Source organism: Aeromicrobium panaciterrae (assembly GCF_039537165.1).
In the GTDB taxonomy this organism is placed as follows: Bacteria; Actinomycetota; Actinomycetes; order Propionibacteriales; family Nocardioidaceae; genus Aeromicrobium; species Aeromicrobium panaciterrae.
Window position 1 is genome coordinate 147,971 of the sequence record NZ_BAAAZZ010000002.1, and the last position, 18,948, is coordinate 166,918.

Annotated in this window: 16 protein-coding genes; 6 read left to right on the forward strand and 10 right to left on the reverse strand. The window is 66.7% G+C overall.

The features are described from left to right. Positions 1-59 precede the first annotated feature (59 nt). Genes ABD683_RS01150 through ABD683_RS01165 form a run of 4 tightly spaced genes read left to right on the forward strand, consistent with a single transcriptional unit; the run spans position 60 to position 4,282 of the window. Positions 60-1,352 (forward strand): extracellular solute-binding protein, encoded by a 1,293-nt coding sequence (locus ABD683_RS01150; protein WP_344766579.1) that lies wholly within the window; start codon positions 60-62, stop codon positions 1,350-1,352. Positions 1,353-1,368: 16 nt separating this feature from the next. Further along, positions 1,369-2,286, forward strand: a complete 918-nt coding sequence (locus ABD683_RS01155) for a carbohydrate ABC transporter permease (RefSeq protein ID WP_344766581.1) — start codon at positions 1,369-1,371, stop codon at positions 2,284-2,286. A 1-nt stretch (position 2,287) separates the two neighbouring features. Then, positions 2,288-3,115: a carbohydrate ABC transporter permease gene (locus ABD683_RS01160; protein ID WP_344766583.1), complete on the forward strand. Its 828-nt coding sequence runs from the start codon at positions 2,288-2,290 to the stop codon at positions 3,113-3,115. A gap of 3 nt (positions 3,116-3,118) precedes the next feature. Next, on the forward strand, positions 3,119-4,282 hold the full coding sequence (locus tag ABD683_RS01165) for an ABC transporter ATP-binding protein (protein WP_344766585.1): 1,164 nt from the start codon (positions 3,119-3,121) through the stop codon (positions 4,280-4,282). 174 nt (positions 4,283-4,456) lie between these two features. On the opposite strand, the gene ABD683_RS01170 is transcribed toward ABD683_RS01165, so the two are convergent. From ABD683_RS01170 to ABD683_RS01185, 4 genes are read right to left on the reverse strand one after another with little or no spacing between them, the layout of a single operon-like run. Next, positions 4,457-5,308: a ParB N-terminal domain-containing protein gene (locus tag ABD683_RS01170; RefSeq protein ID WP_344766587.1), complete on the reverse strand. Its 852-nt coding sequence runs from the start codon at positions 5,306-5,308 to the stop codon at positions 4,457-4,459. After that, entirely contained in the window at positions 5,308-5,922 is a 615-nt protein-coding gene (locus tag ABD683_RS01175) for a metallophosphoesterase family protein (RefSeq protein WP_344766589.1), read from the reverse strand. The genes ABD683_RS01170 and ABD683_RS01175 overlap by 1 nt, the downstream gene beginning before the upstream one ends. A gap of 39 nt (positions 5,923-5,961) precedes the next feature. Continuing rightward, positions 5,962-6,315, reverse strand: coding sequence for a DUF4233 domain-containing protein (locus ABD683_RS01180; RefSeq protein WP_344766590.1), 354 nt, complete (start codon positions 6,313-6,315; stop codon positions 5,962-5,964). Between the two features lie 22 nt (positions 6,316-6,337). Then, positions 6,338-7,675: a bifunctional folylpolyglutamate synthase/dihydrofolate synthase gene (locus ABD683_RS01185; RefSeq protein ID WP_344766591.1), complete on the reverse strand. Its 1,338-nt coding sequence runs from the start codon at positions 7,673-7,675 to the stop codon at positions 6,338-6,340. A gap of 131 nt (positions 7,676-7,806) precedes the next feature. Between ABD683_RS01185 and ABD683_RS01190 the strand changes: the two genes are divergently transcribed. Both ABD683_RS01190 and valS read left to right on the forward strand, forming a co-directional pair. Beyond that, positions 7,807-9,921 carry an MMPL family transporter gene (locus ABD683_RS01190; protein ID WP_344766593.1) on the forward strand — a complete coding sequence of 705 codons (2,115 nt, stop codon included), beginning with the start codon at positions 7,807-7,809 and terminating at the stop codon, positions 9,919-9,921. 99 nt (positions 9,922-10,020) lie between these two features. After that, complete coding sequence (valS, locus tag ABD683_RS01195) at positions 10,021-12,582, forward strand: valine--tRNA ligase (protein ID WP_344766594.1); 2,562 nt, start codon at positions 10,021-10,023, stop codon at positions 12,580-12,582. 8 nt (positions 12,583-12,590) lie between these two features. On the opposite strand, the gene ABD683_RS01200 is transcribed toward valS, so the two are convergent. The 6 genes from ABD683_RS01200 to ABD683_RS01225 form a co-directional block, all read right to left on the reverse strand. Continuing rightward, entirely contained in the window at positions 12,591-13,595 is a 1,005-nt protein-coding gene (locus tag ABD683_RS01200; protein ID WP_344766596.1) for a cytochrome d ubiquinol oxidase subunit II, read from the reverse strand. Further along, positions 13,592-14,992 carry a cytochrome ubiquinol oxidase subunit I gene (locus ABD683_RS01205; RefSeq protein WP_344766598.1) on the reverse strand — a complete coding sequence of 467 codons (1,401 nt, stop codon included), beginning with the start codon at positions 14,990-14,992 and terminating at the stop codon, positions 13,592-13,594. Before ABD683_RS01205 ends, ABD683_RS01200 begins: the two co-directional genes overlap by 4 nt. Positions 14,993-15,079: 87 nt before the next feature. Further along, positions 15,080-16,231 (reverse strand): saccharopine dehydrogenase family protein, encoded by a 1,152-nt coding sequence (locus tag ABD683_RS01210; protein ID WP_344766600.1) that lies wholly within the window; start codon positions 16,229-16,231, stop codon positions 15,080-15,082. Between the two features lie 26 nt (positions 16,232-16,257). Continuing rightward, on the reverse strand, positions 16,258-17,532 hold the full coding sequence (gene clpX / locus ABD683_RS01215) for an ATP-dependent Clp protease ATP-binding subunit ClpX (protein WP_344766602.1): 1,275 nt from the start codon (positions 17,530-17,532) through the stop codon (positions 16,258-16,260). Between the two features lie 152 nt (positions 17,533-17,684). Further along, complete coding sequence (locus tag ABD683_RS01220; protein ID WP_344766604.1) at positions 17,685-18,287, reverse strand: ATP-dependent Clp protease proteolytic subunit; 603 nt, start codon at positions 18,285-18,287, stop codon at positions 17,685-17,687. After that, a complete protein-coding gene (locus ABD683_RS01225) occupies positions 18,284-18,859 on the reverse strand; it encodes an ATP-dependent Clp protease proteolytic subunit (RefSeq protein WP_344771551.1) in 576 nt (191 codons plus the stop codon). The genes ABD683_RS01220 and ABD683_RS01225 overlap by 4 nt, the downstream gene beginning before the upstream one ends. Positions 18,860-18,948: the final 89 nt, after the last annotated feature.

Here is an 18,948-nt window from a genome sequence, read left to right on the forward strand (position 1 = left end):
TGTGACCCGCGTCACCTCGTGTGGTCCACGTCCGGGCGAAGACTGGTGGAGGTATGACCGTGAGTCGTTTCCGGCGAATGGTGACCGGCGCAGCAGGAGCAGTCCTCGCAGCCAGCGTCCTGACCGCCTGTGGCGGCAGCGGCAGCGGCAAGACCGAGCTCGTCTGGTACACCAACCCCGACTCGGCACCGCCTGCCGGCTTCAAAGGTGCCTTTGGCCAGGCCGGCATCGCCGCGCGATGCAGCACTGATGACTACACCATCACGACGCAACAGCTCCCCGGCGACGCGAGCCAGCAGCGCATCCAGCTCGCCCGACGCCTCGCCGCCGGTGACAAGGGCATCGACCTGATGAGCCTCGACCCGGTGTTCGTGGCCGAGTTCTCCAACGCCGGATTCCTCGCCGACATCCCCGAGGACCAGGCCGCCGACCTCACCGCCGACACCCTGGCGGGTGCGAAGGATGCGGCGAGCTGGGACGGCAAGCTGGTCACCGCTCCCCTGTGGGCCAACACCCAGCTGCTCTGGTACCGCAAGTCTCTCGCCGAGAAGGCCGGGCTCGACATGACCCAGCCCGTCACGTGGGACCAGATCATCGACGCGGCAGCCGACAACGACGCAACGGTCGGCGTACAAGCCAACAAGTACGAGGGCTACTCCGTGTGGATCAACGCCCTGATCCAGGGCGCTGGCGGAGACATCGTCTCCGATGTCGAGAAGGGCGTTGACGCCAAGATCGACGTCAACTCCGCCGCGGGCAAGGCTGCTGCCGGCGTGATCGAGAAGCTTGCCAAGTCCCCGGCGAAGATGCCGGACCTGTCGGTCTCGAACGAGGGCACCGTGCTCGGCCCATTCGCGAGCCCCAAGGGCGGATTCATCGTCAACTGGACGTTCATCTTCTCGCAGTACAAGGCCGACAAGACCGTCTCCAAGGACCTCGGGTTCACCCGCTATCCGCGAACGACGGCCGACCAGCCGTCCCGTCCCCCGCTGGGCGGCATCGACATCGGTGTCAACGACGCGACCTCGCACAAGACGGAGGCGCTCGACGCGCTGACGTGCATCACCTCGGCCGAGAACCAGGCCCAGTACGCCGCCGAGACGGGCAACATGCCGTCGAGCTCGGCCGCGTACGACGACCCGGTCCTGACCAAGGCCTACCCGGCGGACCTGCTCGAGGCATTCCAGAGCAGCATCGAGGATGCCGGGCCACGGCCCATCACGCCCTACTGGAGCGACATCTCCAGCTCGCTGCAGAGCACGTGGCACCCGGCGAGCGCCGTCTCGCCGTCGACACCCGGACGGTCCGCCCGCTTCATCAAGGACGTCCTCGACGGATCAAAGCTCCTGTGAACGAGAGGAATCGCGCATGACCGCGACAGCCACCGCCACCACGGAGCGCTCCGCGGCCGAGAACCGTCTCGGTCGACAGCTCGTCCTGCCTGCCGTCATCCTGATGCTCGTCGTCACGGCGTACCCGATGTTGCGGGCGCTCTACCTGTCGCTGTTCCGCTACCGCCTGACCACCCCTGACGATCGCGAGTTCGTGGGACTGTCCAACTACCTGACGGTGCTGAGCGACGGCCTGTTCTGGCGCGACATGTGGAACACCGTGCTGATCATGATCGTGACGGTCGGTGTCGAGCTGGTGATCGGCTTCGCCTTCGCCATGGTGATGCACCGGATCGTCTTTGCCCGCGGCGCGATCCGTACGTCGATCCTGATCCCGTACGGCATCATCACGGTCGTCTCGGCGTTCGCCTGGCAGTTCACGTTCAGCCTCAACAACGGCTACGTCAACAGCTGGTTCGGCTGGTTGCCGGGTATCGCCGCCGACACCAACTGGTTCGGCGAGCACTGGACGGCGATGTTCGCGATCATGGTCAGCGAGATCTGGAAGACGACGCCGTTCATGGCTCTCCTCCTGCTCGCCGGGTTGTCCCAGGTGTCGGAGGACATGCTCGAGGCCGCCAAGGTCGACGGCGCCACCTGGTGGCAGCGGCTCTACAAGGTCATCCTGCCCAACATGCGCGCCGCCATCATGGTCGCCGTGCTGTTCCGCGCTCTCGACGCGTTCCGCATCTTCGACAACATCTTCGTGATGACCAAGGGCGCCCAGAACACCGAGTCGTCGTCGTTCCTGACCTACCGCCAGGTCATCGAGCAGTTCCAGCTCGGCATGGGCTCGGCCCTGTCCGTCCTGCTGTTCCTGTCGGTACTGCTGCTGGCCTGGGTCATCGTCAAGCTGTTCCGCGTCGATCTTGCCCAAGCCCGAGGGGAGGCCTGACATGGACCGCACGAAGATCGGGACCGGCGCCGGGTTCGTCGTGATCCTGGTGTGGTGCCTGCTGCCCATCGCCTGGATCCTGTCGCTGTCGTTCAAGCCGGTGGCAGAGACCACGACCGGCAGCCCGCAGTTCCTGCCCAAGGACTGGACGCTCCAGAACTACAAGGACGTCGTGCAGAACGACGACTTCACCCGAGCGTTGCTCAACTCCGCGGGAATCTCGCTGATCGCGACGCTCCTCGCGGTGATCTTCGCGACCCTCGCGGCTTACGCCATCGCGCGCCTGGAGTTCCGCGGCAAGCGCCTGGTGCTCTCGCTGGCACTGGCGATCGCGATGTTCCCGGTGGTCTCGCTCGTCGGCCCGTTGTTCGACCTGTGGCGCACGCTCCACCTGTTCAACACCTGGCCGGGACTGATCATCCCCTACATGTCGTTCACCTTGCCGCTGGCCATCTGGACCCTCTCGGCTTTCTTCCGGGAGATCCCATGGGAGATGGAGCAGGCCGCACAGGTCGATGGGGCCACGTCCTGGCAGGCGTTCCGCAAGGTCATCGTGCCGCTGGCGGCCCCGGGCGTGTTCACGGCGGCGATCCTGACGTTCTTCTTCGCGTGGAACGAGTTCGTCCTCGCGATATCGCTGACCTCCACGACGGGAGCCCGTACGGTGCCCGCCCAGCTGTCGTTCTTCGTCGGCTCGGACCAGTTCAATCCGCCCTACTCCCAGCTCGCCACAGCCTCGGTGGTCGTGACGGTCCCGATCGTTCTCCTCGTCCTGTTCTTCCAGCGCAAGATCGTCGCCGGCCTGACCGCCGGCGCAGTGAAGGGTTGATCCATGGCAGCCATCGAGATGAAGCACATCGTCAAGAAGTACGGTGACGGCTTTCCCGCCGTCAACGACGTCAGCATCGACGTCGCCGACGGGGAGTTCATGATCCTGGTCGGCCCCTCCGGATGCGGCAAGTCGACGCTGTTGCGGATGATCGTGGGCCTGGAGGACATCACTTCGGGCGACATGATCATCGGCGGCGAGCGCGTCAACGACCTCGCACCGCGTGACCGCAACCTCTCGATGGTGTTCCAGAACTACGCGCTCTACCCCCACCTCACGGTCTACGAGAACATCGCGTTCCCGCTGCGACTGGCCAAACGTCCCGAGAAGGAGATCGACGAGAAGGTGCGCGAGGCGAGCAAGACGCTCGACCTCGACGAGCACCTCGAACGCAAGCCCGCCAACCTCTCGGGCGGCCAGCGCCAGCGCGTCGCCATGGGCCGCGCCATCGTGCGCGAGGCGAAGGCCTTCCTGTTCGACGAACCGTTGTCCAACCTCGATGCCAAGCTCCGCGGCCAGATGCGCACCGAGATCGCGCGCCTCCAGAAGCGCCTCGGCATCACCACGGTCTACGTCACGCACGACCAGACCGAGGCCATGACGCTGGGCGACCGGGTCGCCGTGATGAAGCGCGGCGTCCTGCAGCAGCTCGCGACACCGCGTGAGCTGTACGAGCAGCCCGCCAACCTCTTCGTCGCGGGCTTCATCGGCTCTCCCCCGATGAACTTCCTGCCCGCCACGGTCGAGGGCAATCAGGTCACGCTGCCGTTCGGTACGTTCCCGATCCCACAGGCCAAGGCGGAGAAGGCCGCCGGCAAGGGACTCCTGATGGCCGGCATCAGGCCCGAGCACTTCGAGGACGTGTCGGTTCTCGATGACAGCAGGGTCGACTCGACGCGTACCTTCCCGGCGCACATCGACGTACGCGAGTGGCTGGGCGACCAGCAGTACGCGTACGTCCCCTACGAGGCCGAGGCGAAAGTCCAGGACCAGCTCAAGGAGCTCGCGCGTGAGATCGACAGCGACTCGCTGCGCACACAGCTCGTCGTGTCCCTGGACTCCGAGAGCAAGGTCAAGGAGGACGACGAGGCGACATTGTTCATCGACACCGACAAGATGCACCTGTTCGACCCGGCCACCGGCGACAACCTCACCGTCGGCCTCTGAGGAGTCCGGGTCCGCCAGGGAGGCCGTCCACGGCCGACCGTGAGCGAAGCGGGGCGACCCACCGTTCCGCGCTCGCGCGAGCACTCGTCCTCACGACGCTTCGCCGCGTGGCGGCTTCGCCGCGGGACGCTCACGCTTCGCGAGCGCACCTCAAGGTGCGCGCGCGGAGCGCACTCACTTTCGGCGCTTGCCCTTCTTGACGGCCGCCATGACTTCGGCGTTCCATTCGTGCTCGCGGATCAGCCGGTAGCGCTCACACGCGACGCGCAGGTAGGCCTCGGCGGGTCGCTCGTCGCCACCGCGTACGCCGGCCTCCTCGATCATCTCGACGACCGGCTTGAACTCCTCGGCGTACCACCGTCTCGCCATCGTGTCGGGGTCCATGTAGGCACCCTCGGCCTGCATCGTCCGGGTCGCCCAGGCCTCCACCGCCTCGGCGATCTCGCCGTAGTCGGCGGGATCGTCGACCGCGACCGCCGCTCGGGCCTCACCCGTGAACGGGACGCGCTGCAGCATGAGGCGCCGCCAGAACTTCAGCTCGAGGTCGCGGCGCGCGTCAATGCCGACAGGCGTCAAGAACGTCTCGATCGCGGTCACCCGTGCCTCGATCAGCTTCACACCCAGGCTCCGGGCGACCGAGACACGGTGGTGCCCGTCGCGTACGAAGTAGTAGTCGCCGATCTGGTAGACGTCGATGGGCGGGATGACCTCGCCGGTCCTGGTGGCGCGGGCAAGCCGCTCCCACCGTTGTCGGTTGACCGCTGAAGTGGGACGGAAGCGCCGGTCGAAGTCGCGCACCTTGTCGACCGAGCCGACAATCGCGTCGAGCGGGATCACCTTGGTGCCGACGTAGTTCTCGGCCTTGCGACCCAGCGCCCCGACGACCTCGTCGAACGACATCGACTGCACGACGTCCTCGACATCGTTGCGGAGCCGGGCAGCGAGACTCGACAACACCTGGTGCCGACGCGCCTTCATGAAGTCGCTCTCGGCATCCACCCGCGGCGATCCTGAGCTGCTGGCCATCACGTTCTCCGTCCTGCATGTGCGACCGCGGGTTGCGGCTCGATCTCGAGCACCTGCCAGGGGATCACGTTGCGGATCGTCGTCACGCCCAGCTGTCGGTCGGGCTTGTGCATCCCGTACGGGTGGATGTGTCCGTGCAGGTGCCAGGTGGGGCGCAGCGCCTCGATCACCTCGTGCAGCGCCTCGATGCCGACATGCGAGGGATCAGGCTCGTCACCCAGGCCGAGCGGCGGCGCGTGGGTCAGAAGTATGTCGATCGGTGGTCCAGCGACCTTGATGAGCCGCCTGGCCCGCTGGTCGTACTCCTTCTGCGTGTACTGGTGGTGCCCGTCGTTGTAGCGCACACAACCACCCAGCCCCGCGATCCGGAGACCTGCAATGCCGACGACCTGATCGTCGACGCTGACCATGCCGCGCGGCGCGGCACCCGGACGGATCTCGGGGTCGTGGTTGCCCGGCACGTACGCGCCCGGCACCCCGAGCACGGACATGATCGACTCGAGGTAATCCCAGGGGAGGTCGCCTGCCGCAACGACCAGGTCGACCTGCAGATCCTGGACCCGCGACTGCACCGCGGGTACCTCTTCGTCGGCCACTGCCAGTACGCGGACCATCTCACGACACTAACCCGCCATCAGCCGGATGACACGCCCTCAGGAGCCGCCGGACTCAGCTTCTGCCTCGGCGGCCCATCGCGCCTTGTCGGCCTCGATCTTGCGACCGAGGAAGTACGCGCCGAACCACAAGGCGGCGAACATCACACCCACGAAGAACATCACCGGCACCAGGAAGCCCAGGCAGATCGCGCCGACCTGGATCAGGTGGCCGAGGACGTACGCCTCCGGACGCCTAAGGGCCCCTGCGGTCAGCAGGCAGAGCGCGGCGAGGCCGAGGCCCAGGGACAGCGCCAACGGCGTTGAGACGTCCTCGACCGAGATCATCACGGGTACGGCCAGGGCAAGGATGATCGCCTCGAGCGACAGCATCGCCGCGCACATGCCCCTCATGAGTCGCTCCCGCTCCGGCGCCTCATGCCGGACCACCACCGAGGAGCACGCGCGCCTCGCCGACCGTGATCACCGAACCCGTGACGAGCACGCCACCGCTGCCGATCGCATCGTCGTGACCCTCGGCTGCGTCCGCCATGAGGACGGCGCGCTCGATGGCGTCGTCGAGACGGGTGACGACCGTGACGCGTTCGGCGCCGAACATGTCCTCGGCGACCTCGGCGAGGTCATGCGCACTCATCGAGCGCGGCGTGCTGTTCTGCGTGCAGATGATCTCGGCCATCACCGGTTCGAAGATCCGCAGCATCTCCTCGACATCCTTGTCGGCCATGACACCGACGACCCCGATCAGCGGGCTGAACGTGAACGCGTCCTGCACGGCCTCGACCGTGGCGCGGGCACCGTGCGGGTTGTGCGCGGCGTCGAGCAGCACGGTGGGGCTGCGTCGTACGACCTCCAGCCGCCCGGGCGACGTGACCTGCGCGAACGCCTCGCGAACCAGTTCCTCGTCGAGCTGCTTGCTGCCGGTGAACGCCTCGACGGCCGCCAACGCGTAGGACGCGTTGTGGGCCTGGTGGGCGCCGTGCAGCGGCAGGAATATCTCGGAGTACTGCGCGCTGAGACCCTGCAGAGAGATCTGCTGGCCGCCAAGAGCCGTGGCACGGCTGGTGACACCGAAGTCGGTGCCCTCGTGCAACGCGATCGAACCGACGTCGAGCACGCGGCGCATCAGCACGTCGAGCACGTCTTGCTCCTGCTCGGCGATCACGGCGTGCGATCCGGGCTTGATGATGCCGGCCTTCTCGACCGCGATGATCTCGGGCCGGTCACCGAGGTAGCTGGCATGGTCGACGCCGATCGGAGTCACGACCGCCACCTGGCCGTCGGCAACGTTGGTGGCATCCCACGAGCCACCCATCCCGACCTCGATCACGGCAGCATCGACCGGTGCGTCCGCGAACGCGGCAAACGCCATCGCGGTCATCATCTCGAAGTAGGACAGCGGATGGGTCGACGAGTCGTCGACGATCTGCGCATAGGCCGCCACGTCGGCGAACGCGTCGACGAACAGCTGCTCCGAGAGCGGCTCGCCGTCGAGCACGATGCGCTCGGTCATCGACTGCAGGTGAGGGCTGGTGAACCGGCCCGTACGCAGGTCGAGCGCGCGGAGCAGCGTGTCGATCATGCGGCTCGTCGAGGTCTTGCCGTTGGTGCCGGTCAGGTGGATGACCGGATAGGCGTGCTCGGGGTCTCCCAGCAGCCTGCAGAGGGCGGCGATGCGGTCGAGGGAGGGCTGGAGGCGGGTCTCGGGCCAGCGGCCGAGGAGGGCCCGTTCGACCTCGGCGTACGTGGGTGTCATTGGTCCCAAGTATCGCATCGCTCAGGGACGCTCTCAGGGTCGACACCTATGGCGAATCTGTCAGTCAGTTCCGGCATGATGTGATCACCGCACCCCACACCGTTTCCGTTCGTCCTGAGGAGAACTCTCACATGAACCGCAGCATCGCTGGTTGGGTCACCCACCACTGGACCAAATGGGTCATTCTGGTCCTCTCGCTCATCCTCATGATGGGCATGGGCATGCTGGGCAGCAAGCTCACGAGCGTCCAGGAGAACGACATCAGCTCGTGGCTCCCCGGAGACGCCGAGTCCACCAAGGTGATCGACAAGGCGTCGGAGTTCTCCGACCCGGACGCGATCCCCGCGGTCGTCCTGTACGTCAACGACTCCGGAATCACGCCCGACGACGTCGCCAAGGCAACCGCCGACGCTGCGGAGTTCAAGGAGGTCGACTCGGTCACCGAGGTCAGCCCCCCGATCCCGTCAGAGGACGGCAAGGCCCTGCAGGTCATTCCAACCATCTCGATGGGCTCCGACGGGTGGGACAAGCTTCCCGGCCTCGTCGACGACATCAAGGGCATCGCCACGAAGGACGCCGGCGACCTCAAGGTCAGTCTCGCCGGACCTGCCGCCCTCGGCGCAGACCAGGCAGAGGCGTTCTCCGGCATCGATGGCGTTCTGCTGCTCTCCGCACTCGCGATCGTCTTCGTCATCCTGTTGATCACCTATCGCAGCCTCCAGCTCGCCATCTTGTTCCTGCTCTGTGGTGGCGCAGCGGTCGGCGTCGCGCAGGGCGTCGTCTACCTGCTCGCCAAGTACGCCGATCTCACGGTCAACGGTCAGAGTGCGGGCATCCTGAGCGTGCTGGTGCTGGGCGCGGGCGTGGACTACGCGCTCCTGCTGGTGGCTCGCTACCGCGAGGAGCTGCACAACTACGAGGACCGCCACGAAGCCATGGCGCACGCGCTGCACCGCGCGGCGCCGGCCATCCTTGCGAGCGGTGCCACCGTCATCATCGGCCTGCTGTGCCTGATGTTCGCCCAGATGAACTCCACCGCTGGCCTCGGACCGGTCGGTGCTGCAGGCATCGCCTGCGCCCTGTTGGTCATGATGGTGACGCTGCCTGCGTTGCTGGTGATCGTCGGTCGCTGGATCTTCTGGCCGTTCGTTCCCCGGTTCGGCGACCCGATCAAGTCCGAGAAGGGCTTCTGGGCCAAGGTCGGCCAGCGCATCGCCAAGGCCCCGCGGGCCGTCTGGGTGACCACGACGCTCATCCTGATCGCACTCGGCCTCGGCATCACCCAGCTCGGTGCCAACGGCATGAGCAACGAGGACAGCTTCACCAAGGAGCAGCCGTCCGTCGTCGCCGAGAAGAAGCTCGCCGAGCACTTCCCCGGCGGTGCGGGCAGCCCGGTCGCGGTCGTCAGCAACACCCAGCAGGCCAACGAGGTCAAGGAAGCGCTGTCGGGCGTCAAGGGTCTCGATCCGGCTTCGGTGGCCGAGAAGGGCGCCGGCGGCGGCACCACGTACTTCGAGGCGACACTGACGTCTGCCCCTGACTCCACCGAGGCATTCGACACGATCGATCGGGCACGCGACGCCGTGCACGACATCGCCGGTGCCGACGCGCTGGTCGGTGGCAACACCGCGGTCAACAAGGATGTCCAGGAGGCCTCGGCAGCCGACAATCTGCTGATCATCCCGATCATCCTCGTCGTCGTGCTCCTCGTCCTGGGGGTCCTGCTGCGTGCGATCGCTGCACCGTTGATCCTGCTGCTCACCGTGGTCGTGTCCTTCGCGGCCGCCCTGGGCATCAGTGGTCTGGTGTTCAAGTACGTCTTCGGGTTCGAAGGTGCCGACTCCTCGTTCCCGTTGTTCGTGTTCGTGTTCCTCGTGGCGCTCGGCATCGACTACAACATCTTCCTGATGACGCGCGTCCGCGAAGAAGCGCTCAAGCTCGGTACGCGACGAGGCGCGCTGGTCGGCCTCGCAGCCACCGGAGGGGTCATCACGTCTGCCGGCTTCGTGCTCGCGGGCACGTTCGCAGCGCTCGCAACGCTGCCGATCGTGTTCATGGCCGAGCTCGGCTTCGCGGTTGCCGTCGGCGTGCTGCTCGACACGATCATCGTGCGATCGGTGCTGGTGACGGCGCTCAACCTCGACATCGGCAAGAAGATCTGGTGGCCGAGCAGGCTCGCCCACAAGGACGATGTTCCCGAGGGACCAGCCGGCGACGACGTGATCGAGTCCAAGGTCTCGGTCTAGCGCGAGCTGAGCGTCGCGGGTCACCCACGTGGCCCGCGACGCTCCCACGTAAACTCGACTGTCGTGACCTCGGATTTGAGAAAGACACAGTCCTCGCCGTTGGGTGTTCCCGAGAAGCCCGTCCTCGAAGGCCTGGAAGCGACCTGGACGGCTCGTTGGGCCGAGCAGGGCACCTACACGTTCGATCGCAGCAAGACCCGCGACGAGGTCTTCTCGATCGACACTCCCCCGCCGACCGTCTCGGGCTCGCTGCACGTCGGCCACGTGTTCTCCTACACGCACACCGACGTGATCGCTCGCTACCAGCGCATGCGCGGCAAGGAAGTGTTCTACCCCATGGGGTGGGACGACAACGGCCTGCCGACCGAACGTCGCGTCCAGAACTACTTCGGCGTCCGCTGCGACCCGTCGCTCCCCTACGAGCCCGACTACACGCCACCCGCCGAGCCGGATCCGAAGCGTCAGGTGCCCGTCAGCCGGCAGAACTTCATCGAGCTGTGCAACCAGCTCGTGATCGAGGACGAAAAGGTCTTCGAGCAGCTGTGGCGCACGCTCGGCCTGAGCGTCGACTGGAAGCAGACCTACACCACGATCGGCGACGAGTCGCGAACCGTCGCGCAGCGCGCGTTCCTGCGCAACCTCGCCCGCGGCGAGGCCTACCAGCAGGACGCACCCACGCTCTGGGACGTCACCGACCAGACGGCGGTCGCCCAGGCTGAGCTCGAGGCGCGCGAATACCCCGGCGCCTACCATCGCGTGTCGTTCCACGCAGCTGATGGACCGGTCTACATCGAGACCACCCGCCCCGAGCTGCTCGCCGCCTGCGTGGCCCTGATCGCCCACCCCGACGACGAGCGCTACCAGGGGCTGTTCGGCACGACCGTCGTCTCCCCGCTCTACAGCGTCGAGATTCCCGTCGTCGCCCATCCCGCCGCCGAGATGGACAAGGGTGCCGGCATCGCGATGTGCTGCACGTTCGGTGACCTCACCGACGTCATCTGGTGGCGTGAGCTGCAGCTGCCCAACCGTACGATCATCGGCCGCGATGGCCGCATCCTCGCCGACGCTGGTGACTGGATCACGTGCCAGCTGGGCAAGGAGCGCTACGCCGAGATTGTCGGCAAGACGACGTTCACCGCCCGTGAGCTGACCGTCGCGGCCCTGCGCGAGACGGGTGACCTCGACGGCGAGCCCAAGCCGACGCAGCGCATGGCCAACTTCTACGAGCGTGGCGACAAGCCGCTCGAGATCGTGTCGACCCGCCAGTGGTACATCACCAACGGCGGCCGCGACGCCGACCTCCGCCGTGCCCTCGTGGCCCGCGGCGACGAGATCAACTGGGTGCCGAAGTACATGCAGTCGCGCCTGACCAACTGGATCGACGGCCTCAACGGCGACTGGCTCGTCTCACGCCAACGGTTCTTCGGCGTCGCGTTCCCGGTCTGGTACCGCCTGGACGCCCATGGTGAGCCCGACTACGACGCACCGATCCTCGCCGATGAGGCCTCGTTGCCGGTCGACCCTGCTGCCCAGGCACCGCCGGGGTTCGATGAGTCGCAGCGCGGTGAGCCGGGCGGCTTCATCGCCGACCCCGACGTGCTCGACACCTGGGCCACGTCCTCGCTCTCACCGCAGATCGCGTGCGGGTGGGAGCGCGACAACGACCTGTTCGAACGCACCTTCCCGATGGACATGCGCCCGCAGGCCCACGACATCATCCGCACCTGGCTGTTCTCGACTGTCGTCCGCTCACACCTCGAGCACGGTGTCGCGCCGTGGCGCAATGCCGCGATCTCCGGCTTCGTCGTCGACCCCGACCGCAAGAAGATGAGCAAGTCCAAGGGCAACGTCGTCGTCCCCGACGAGATCCTCGACAAGTACGGCGCCGACGCCGTTCGCTGGCGCGCCGCCGGTGCCCGGCCCGGCACCGACTCACCGTTCGACGAGACCCAGATGAAAGTCGGCCGCCGTCTCGCGATGAAGGTCCTCAACGCCAGCAAGTTCGTCCTGGCGCCCGTCGACCAGTACGGTCTCGGCGCCGACGCCGCCTACCTCGACGCCTCACTGGTGACCGAGCCGCTCGACCGGGCCATGCTCCAGCGGCTCCGCCTCGTGGTCGACGAGGCAACCGCACGCTTCGACGAGATGGACTACGCCACCGCGCTCGAGGTCACCGAGAAGTTCTTCTGGGAGTTCTGCGACGACTACCTCGAGCTGGTCAAGGAACGCTCACGCGGCGACGACACCGGCGGCAGGTCCGCCAAGGCGGCCTTCGTGCTCGCGCTGTCGGTCCAGCTGCGCCTGCTCGCACCTTTCCTGCCCTACGTCACCGAAGAGGTGTGGTCGTGGTGGCAGGAGGGCTCGATCCACCGCTCGCGCTGGCCGGTCAACGACACCGACCTGGCCACTGCAGCCCACGATCCGGCCCTGCTGGCATCCGCGGCGACGGTCCTGGCCGCGATCCGCGGTGCCAAGTCGACCGCCAAGGTCAGCCAGAAGACCGAGGCGACCGCCGTGGTCGTCCGCGGACCGCAGGAGCAGCTCGACGCGCTCGACGCGGCACTGGACGACGTGAAGGCCGCCGGCAAGGTGACCGGCGAGCTGACGGTCACCAGCGAGGCGCTGGAGCACCTCGCAGTCGACGTGACCCTCGCGGAGTGAGACCTGCCTCAGTGGCTCGTGGTCCAGCGTTCGCTCTGGGTGAGCCTGAACAGGTAGACGAGCGCAGGTAGCACGACCACCGCGGCGAGTCCCACGACGACCAGCAGTCCAGCGAGTGTTGCGTCGGCGCCGGCAGCGTCGTCGATCTTGACCTCGTCGACCAGCATCCAGGGATACTGCGCCACGCCCCAACCGAGCACGACCGCGGCCACGGCGGCGACCGCCGTCACCCGGGCGGCGGGATAACGCCGACGGACCAGCAGCACGAGCGTGGCGAGGCCCGCCAGCGCGGACACCACGATCACCGGCATCGCAGGTCCCAGCAACCGGTCGCTGAGTGTCGGTGCGTCGTGCTTGATCGGGATCAGGGCGGCAAGCACCACGGCGCCCGTCACGATGCCGACGCCGAGCGTGCGGATCCGCAATGTCTCGCTCAGCTGCCGTTGGTCGGCGCGGAGGGCATCTGCGGTGAGGAAGACCCCGGCGAGGAACGCGCACGTACCGACCGCGATGACTCCCCCGAGCATCGACGTGGGGTGGAGCCATGAGCTGAGCTGGTCGCCGTTGCCCTCCGCCGGCACGCGACCCGACGCGACAGCCCCGGCAGCAGCACCGAGGAAGAACGGTGTGATGAGGGATGATCCCGCGAAGACGATCCCGAACAGGCGGGCCTGCGCCAGGGTTGCGGAGTACTTGCGAAACGCAAAGCTCGCGCCGCGCAGGACGATGCCGACAAGCGCGAGGGCCAGCGGAAGCGTCAGGGTAGTCGTCGCCGCGGCGAACGTCTCGGGGAATCCCGTCCACCAGATCACGAGCACGTAGATGAGCCAGACGTGATTGGCCTCCCACACCGGCCCGATGCTGTGGTCGATCAGGGCGCGCAGCTCCCCGCCGCGCTCGGAGCCACCCGCGGTCAGGTCGAAGAAGCCTGATCCGAAGTCGGCGCCACCGAACAACGCGTATGCCAAGATGCCGGCGAACATTGCCACGGCCACGAGGACGGCGAGGCTCATCGGGAGGCCCCGTCGATCGTCGCCGTCTGCGGGCCATAGGGACTGGGCAGGTCCTCCCGGCCGTCTCGCCATCGCCGAGCCATCGAGCGCAGGACGATCAAGGCGCCGATCGTCATGCCGACGTAGATCACGACGGCGATCGCATAGCTCCACCACAGACCCTCGCTGTGGCTGGCCGCGTCGGTGGTGCGCAGGATCTGCCACACGGTCCACGGCTGGCGTCCGACCTCGGTCGCGATCCAGCCGCACTCCATCGCGATGACCGCCAGAGGTCCGGCCACCACGGCGCCCCGCAGGAACCAACGCCGCGGCAACAGGTCATGCCCACGCCAGCGCGCGAGCCAGAAGAGCACGACCACGATGGCGAGGAGCGTCCCGAGGCCGACCATCGACTGGAACGCCAGGTGCGTGATGTTGACCGGTGGCCGGTCCGCCGCCGGGATCGTGTCGAGCCCCGGTACGGGCTTGTCGAACGAGTTGCGGGCGATCAGGGAGCCGATCTTCGGGATGTCGAGTGCACCGTGCACCTTGCCATCGATCAGCACGCCGCCCAGGCGCAACGGCGCCGGTTGCTCGGTCGTCGTCGCCAGCTCGAACGCGGCGAGCTTCGACGGCTGGGTGTCCCCGACGCGAAGACCCAGGATGTGGCCGATGAACGGCTGCACGACGGCCGCCACCGTCGCGAACACGAACGGCACCGTGAAGCCGAGACGGTGATGGGCGTCAACCCGACCCTTGAGCATGCCGGCTGCGTAGACACCCGCCACGACGAAGCCGACCACCATGAACGCGGCGAACCACATGTGCGCGAACTGCAGCCAGACCCCGTCGTTGAACATGGCCCGCCAGGGGTTGACGTCCGTGACCTCGCCGTCGACCAGGGTGAATCCGGTCGGGTTGTTCATCCAGGCGTTGACCGAGATGACGCAGAACGTACCGACGACCCCGGCCGCTGCCATCGGGATGAGCATCGCGAGGTGGCGCCGCGGTGGCATGCGGTTCCAGCCGTAGAGATAGATGCCCAGGAAGATCGCCTCGACGAAGAACGACAGGCCCTCGAACGCGAACGGCAGACCGAGCACGTCACCGAACGTGCCCATCAACCCCGGCCAGAGGATGCCCATCTCGAAGCTCAGCACGGTGCCCGAGACCGCGCCGATGGCAAACAGCACGGCCGAGACCTTCGACCAGCGCCTGGCCAGGCCGAGCGCGACCGGATCGTCGCGGACGATGCCTCGGCGATGGACCACGTAGATCATGGCGGGGAACGCGACTCCGAAGCAGGCCAGGATGATGTGCCAGCCGAGCGAGAGGGCCATCTGCTCGCGAGCCGGGAGCAGACCGGGAGGTACGTCACCCGATGCCAGGACGTGGTGTGCGACTCCGACGAAGTCCATGATTTCAGCCTACGACGAAGTAGCTGCCTGCAGCCGTGGCGGAGATGTGAGAAGAATCGACCGACGAATGTGTCACATTTCGAGGGGTCAGAGCGTCTCGAAGGTGATGCCGGCCTTCTGCAGTCGGGCGATGAGCACGTCGCCCATCGCCACCGCCGTGGTCGTCTGTCCGGAGACCTTCGGGAGGTCGTCGAACGCCAAGCACATCGCCGCCTCGCCGAGCATCTTGGACGTCTCGGTGTAGCCGGGATCGCCGCCGCTGACCTGGGTCGTGACGGTCTTGCCGCCACCCTCGCCGATCAGCTTCAGCTTGAACCAGGAGGAGGCGCGCTTGGCCTCGTCCGGCCCGTCTCCGGGGTCCTTGAGCTTGAGGAGCAGGTTGCGGGTCAGGCTGAGCTGCGATCCGGCGAGCAGCACGCCGCCGCCCACGACGGTGCCGACCATCATCGGCAGGCGCTTGAACTGGGCGAAGTGCGAGTAGGTGAACTCCGGGCCATAACGCTCCAGTGCCCGTGCCGAGCGCAGCACGATCTGGGGGTCGATGGTCGGCAGCGGCAGCGCCCAGCCGTTGCCGTCGGCGCCACGGCCGATCTTTCCAGATCCCTTGATGCGGCGACCCGACGGCCGACCCTCGGACTTCTTGCGCTCGGCGGCCGTCCTGCCCGCCTGGCGCACGCGGGAGAACGCGCCGATCGCGGAGTGGTAGGTGCCACCGGACGGACCGCCACCGGCCCGGATGTAACCCTTGACCGAGATCGGAACCCCTTCGGGCAGCTGCTCGACGGTGTAGAGCACCCCGAGGTCGTACGGGATCGAGTCGAAGCCGCAGGCGTGGACGATCCGCGCTCCGCTGGCCACGGCGGTCTCGTGGTACTTGAGCCACATCGAGTCGACGAACTCCGGCTCGCCGGTGAGGTCGGCGTACGCGATGCCGGCCTCGGCGCACGCCCTGACGGCTGCCTCGCCGTGCTTGATGTAGGGCCCGACGGTCGTGACCAGGACGCGGGTCTGTGCCGCCAGCGCCGCCATCGAGAGCTCGTCGTCGACGTCGGCCTCGACGATGTGCGGGCGGATGCCGCCATTGCCCTCGATACGCTCCGCGACAGCCTTGAGCTTGTCGGGGTTGCGACCCGCGATGACCCAGCTGGAGCCGGTCGGAAGGTGCTCACCGAGGTAGTCGGCGGTCAGGGAGCCCGTGAACCCGGTCGCCCCCAACAGTGCAAGGTCGGCGATGGCCACTGGCGTGTCCCTTCAAACTGTCGTGCTTAAGAAGCCTTCTTGGCCACTTCGTCGTGGGTGAGGATCGTCGGTCCGGCGGCGCCCGCCACGGTCTCGGCGGTGACCACGACCTTGGCCACGTCGTCGCGGCTCGGGATCTCGTACATCACGGGCTCGAGGACGGCCTCGATGATCGAGCGCAGGCCACGAGCGCCCGTGCCGCGGGTCAGCGCGAGGTCGGCCATCGCCTCGCAGGCGTCATTGCTGAACTCGAGCTCGACCCCGTCGATCTCGAACAACCGGACGTACTGCTTGGTCAACGCGTTGCGCGGGGTCGTGAGGATCGCGACGAGCGCGGCCTTGTCGAGGTTGTCGACCGCTGCGATGACGGGGAGACGACCGATGAACTCGGGGATCAGGCCGAACTTGAGAAGATCCTCCGGCAGCACCTTGGAGTAGAGCTTGTGCGGCTCGTCCTTGAGCTTGGCGACCTCGGCCTGGCCGGTGTTGAAGCCGAGGCTCATCTTGCCGCTGCGCTGCTCGATGATCTGGTCGAGACCCGCGAATGCTCCGCCGACGATGAACAACACGTTGGTCGTGTCGATCTGGATGAACTCCTGGTGCGGGTGCTTGCGGCCACCCTGCGGCGGGACGGAGGCGGTGGTGCCCTCGAGAATCTTGAGGAGTGCCTGTTGCACGCCCTCGCCCGACACGTCGCGGGTGATCGAAGGGTTCTCGCTCTTGCGCGAGATCTTGTCGACCTCGTCGATGTAGATGATCCCGGTCTCGGCCTTCTTGACGTCGTAGTCGGCAGCCTGGATCAGCTTGAGCAGGATGTTTTCGACGTCCTCGCCGACATAGCCGGCTTCGGTGAGCGCGGTCGCATCGGCGATCGCGAACGGGACGTTGAGCATGCGGGCGAGCGTCTGGGCGAGATAGGTCTTGCCGCAGCCGGTCGGGCCGACCAGCAGGATGTTGGACTTGGCCAGCTCGACCTGGTCTTCCTTGTTGCGGCTGCTTGAGGCCTGCGACTGGACTCTCTTGTAGTGGTTGTAGACCGCGACGGCTAGGGACTTCTTGGCGCCGTCCTGGCCGATCACGTAGCCGTTGAGGAAGTCGTAGATCTCTTGCGGCTTCGGCAGCTCGCCGAGGCTGAGCTCGGCGCCTTCGGCGAGCTCCTCCTCGATGATCTCGTTGCACAGATCGATGCACTCGTCACAGATGTAGACACCCGGACCAGCAATGAGCTTCTTGACCTGCTTCTGGCTCTTGCCGCAGAAAGAGCACTTCAGCAGATCGGCGGTCTCACCAATGCGTGCCACGTGAAGAGTCCTCTCGATCGCGCAATTCGTCCCGAGACGTCGACGGCGTCAAATTCACCCTAGCGGCGAAAACCCGCATCGTCTCGGTCATCCGTTCTGTCGGCCTCTCGCATGTCGCGTGCCGGGCGCCCGAAAGGAGCGCCCGTCACGTGTCAGGGAACCGGAACCTTGAGGGTCTCGAGGACCTCGTCGACGAGTCCGTACTCGACGGCCTGCTGCGCCGTCAGGATCTTGTCGCGGTCGACATCCTTGCTGACTTCCTCGATCGGCTTGCCCGAGGCGTCGGAGATCATCTTTTCCATCAGCTCGCGCATCCGGAAGATCTCGTTGGCCTGGATCTCCAGGTCGGAGATCTGGCCGCCGGTGCCCTCGGTGTAGGGCTGGTGGATCAGGATGCGGCTGTTGGGCAGCGCCAGACGCTTGCCGGGGGTACCGGCTGCGAGCAGGACCGCGGCGGCGGATGCCGCCTGTCCGAGGCACAGGGTCTGCACGTCCGGCTTGATGTAGCGGATCGTGTCGTAGATCGCCGTGAGCGCCGTGAAGGAGCCGCCGGGCGAGTTGATGTAGATGCTGATGTCACGATCGGGGTCCATCGCCTGCAGGCACATGAGCTGTGCCATGACGGCGTTGGCGACGTCGTCGCTGATCGGGGTGCCCAGCATGATGATGCGGTCCTCGAAGAGCTTGGCGTAGGGATCGATGCGACGGAAGCCGTAGGACGTGCGCTCTTCCCACTGCGGAATGTAGTAGCTCATTTGAGGTCTCCTGCGTTCGACACGACGTGATCGATCAGTCCGTACTCCTTGGCCTCGTCCGGCGTGAACCACCGGTCGCGGTCGGAGTCGAGCTCGATCTGCTCGACGGTCTGCCCACTGTGCTGGGCCTGCAGCTCGTTGAGCTGCTTCTTGAGCAGGATGCTCTGCTGTGCCTGGATCTTGATGTCGGACGCGGACCCGCCGATGCCGCCCGAAGGCTGGTGCATCATGATGCGCGCATGCGGCAGGGCGTAACGCTTGCCGGCCGTGCCCGCGGCGAGCAGGAACTGGCCCATCGAGGCCGCGAGTCCCATGCCGAACGTGGCGACATCGTTGGAGATGAACTGCATCGTGTCGTAGATCGCCATGCCCGCGTCGACGGAGCCGCCGGGCGAGTTGATGTAGAAGAAGATGTCGGCCTGCGGGTCCTCCGCGTTGAGCAGCAGCATCTGGGCCGCGATCGCGTTGGAGTTTTGGTCGCGCACCTCGGAACCGAGGAACACGATGCGTTCCTTGAGCAGGCGCTGGTAGATGTGCCCGTCGAGATCGGAGGGTCCGGCCTCGCCGGCCATGGCCGTCGGATGGGGGTTCGCTGAGTTGGTCACCCTGCAAACCTAGACGGCGCGCTCGCGCGACACACGCGAAAACGCGGCTGTTCGCT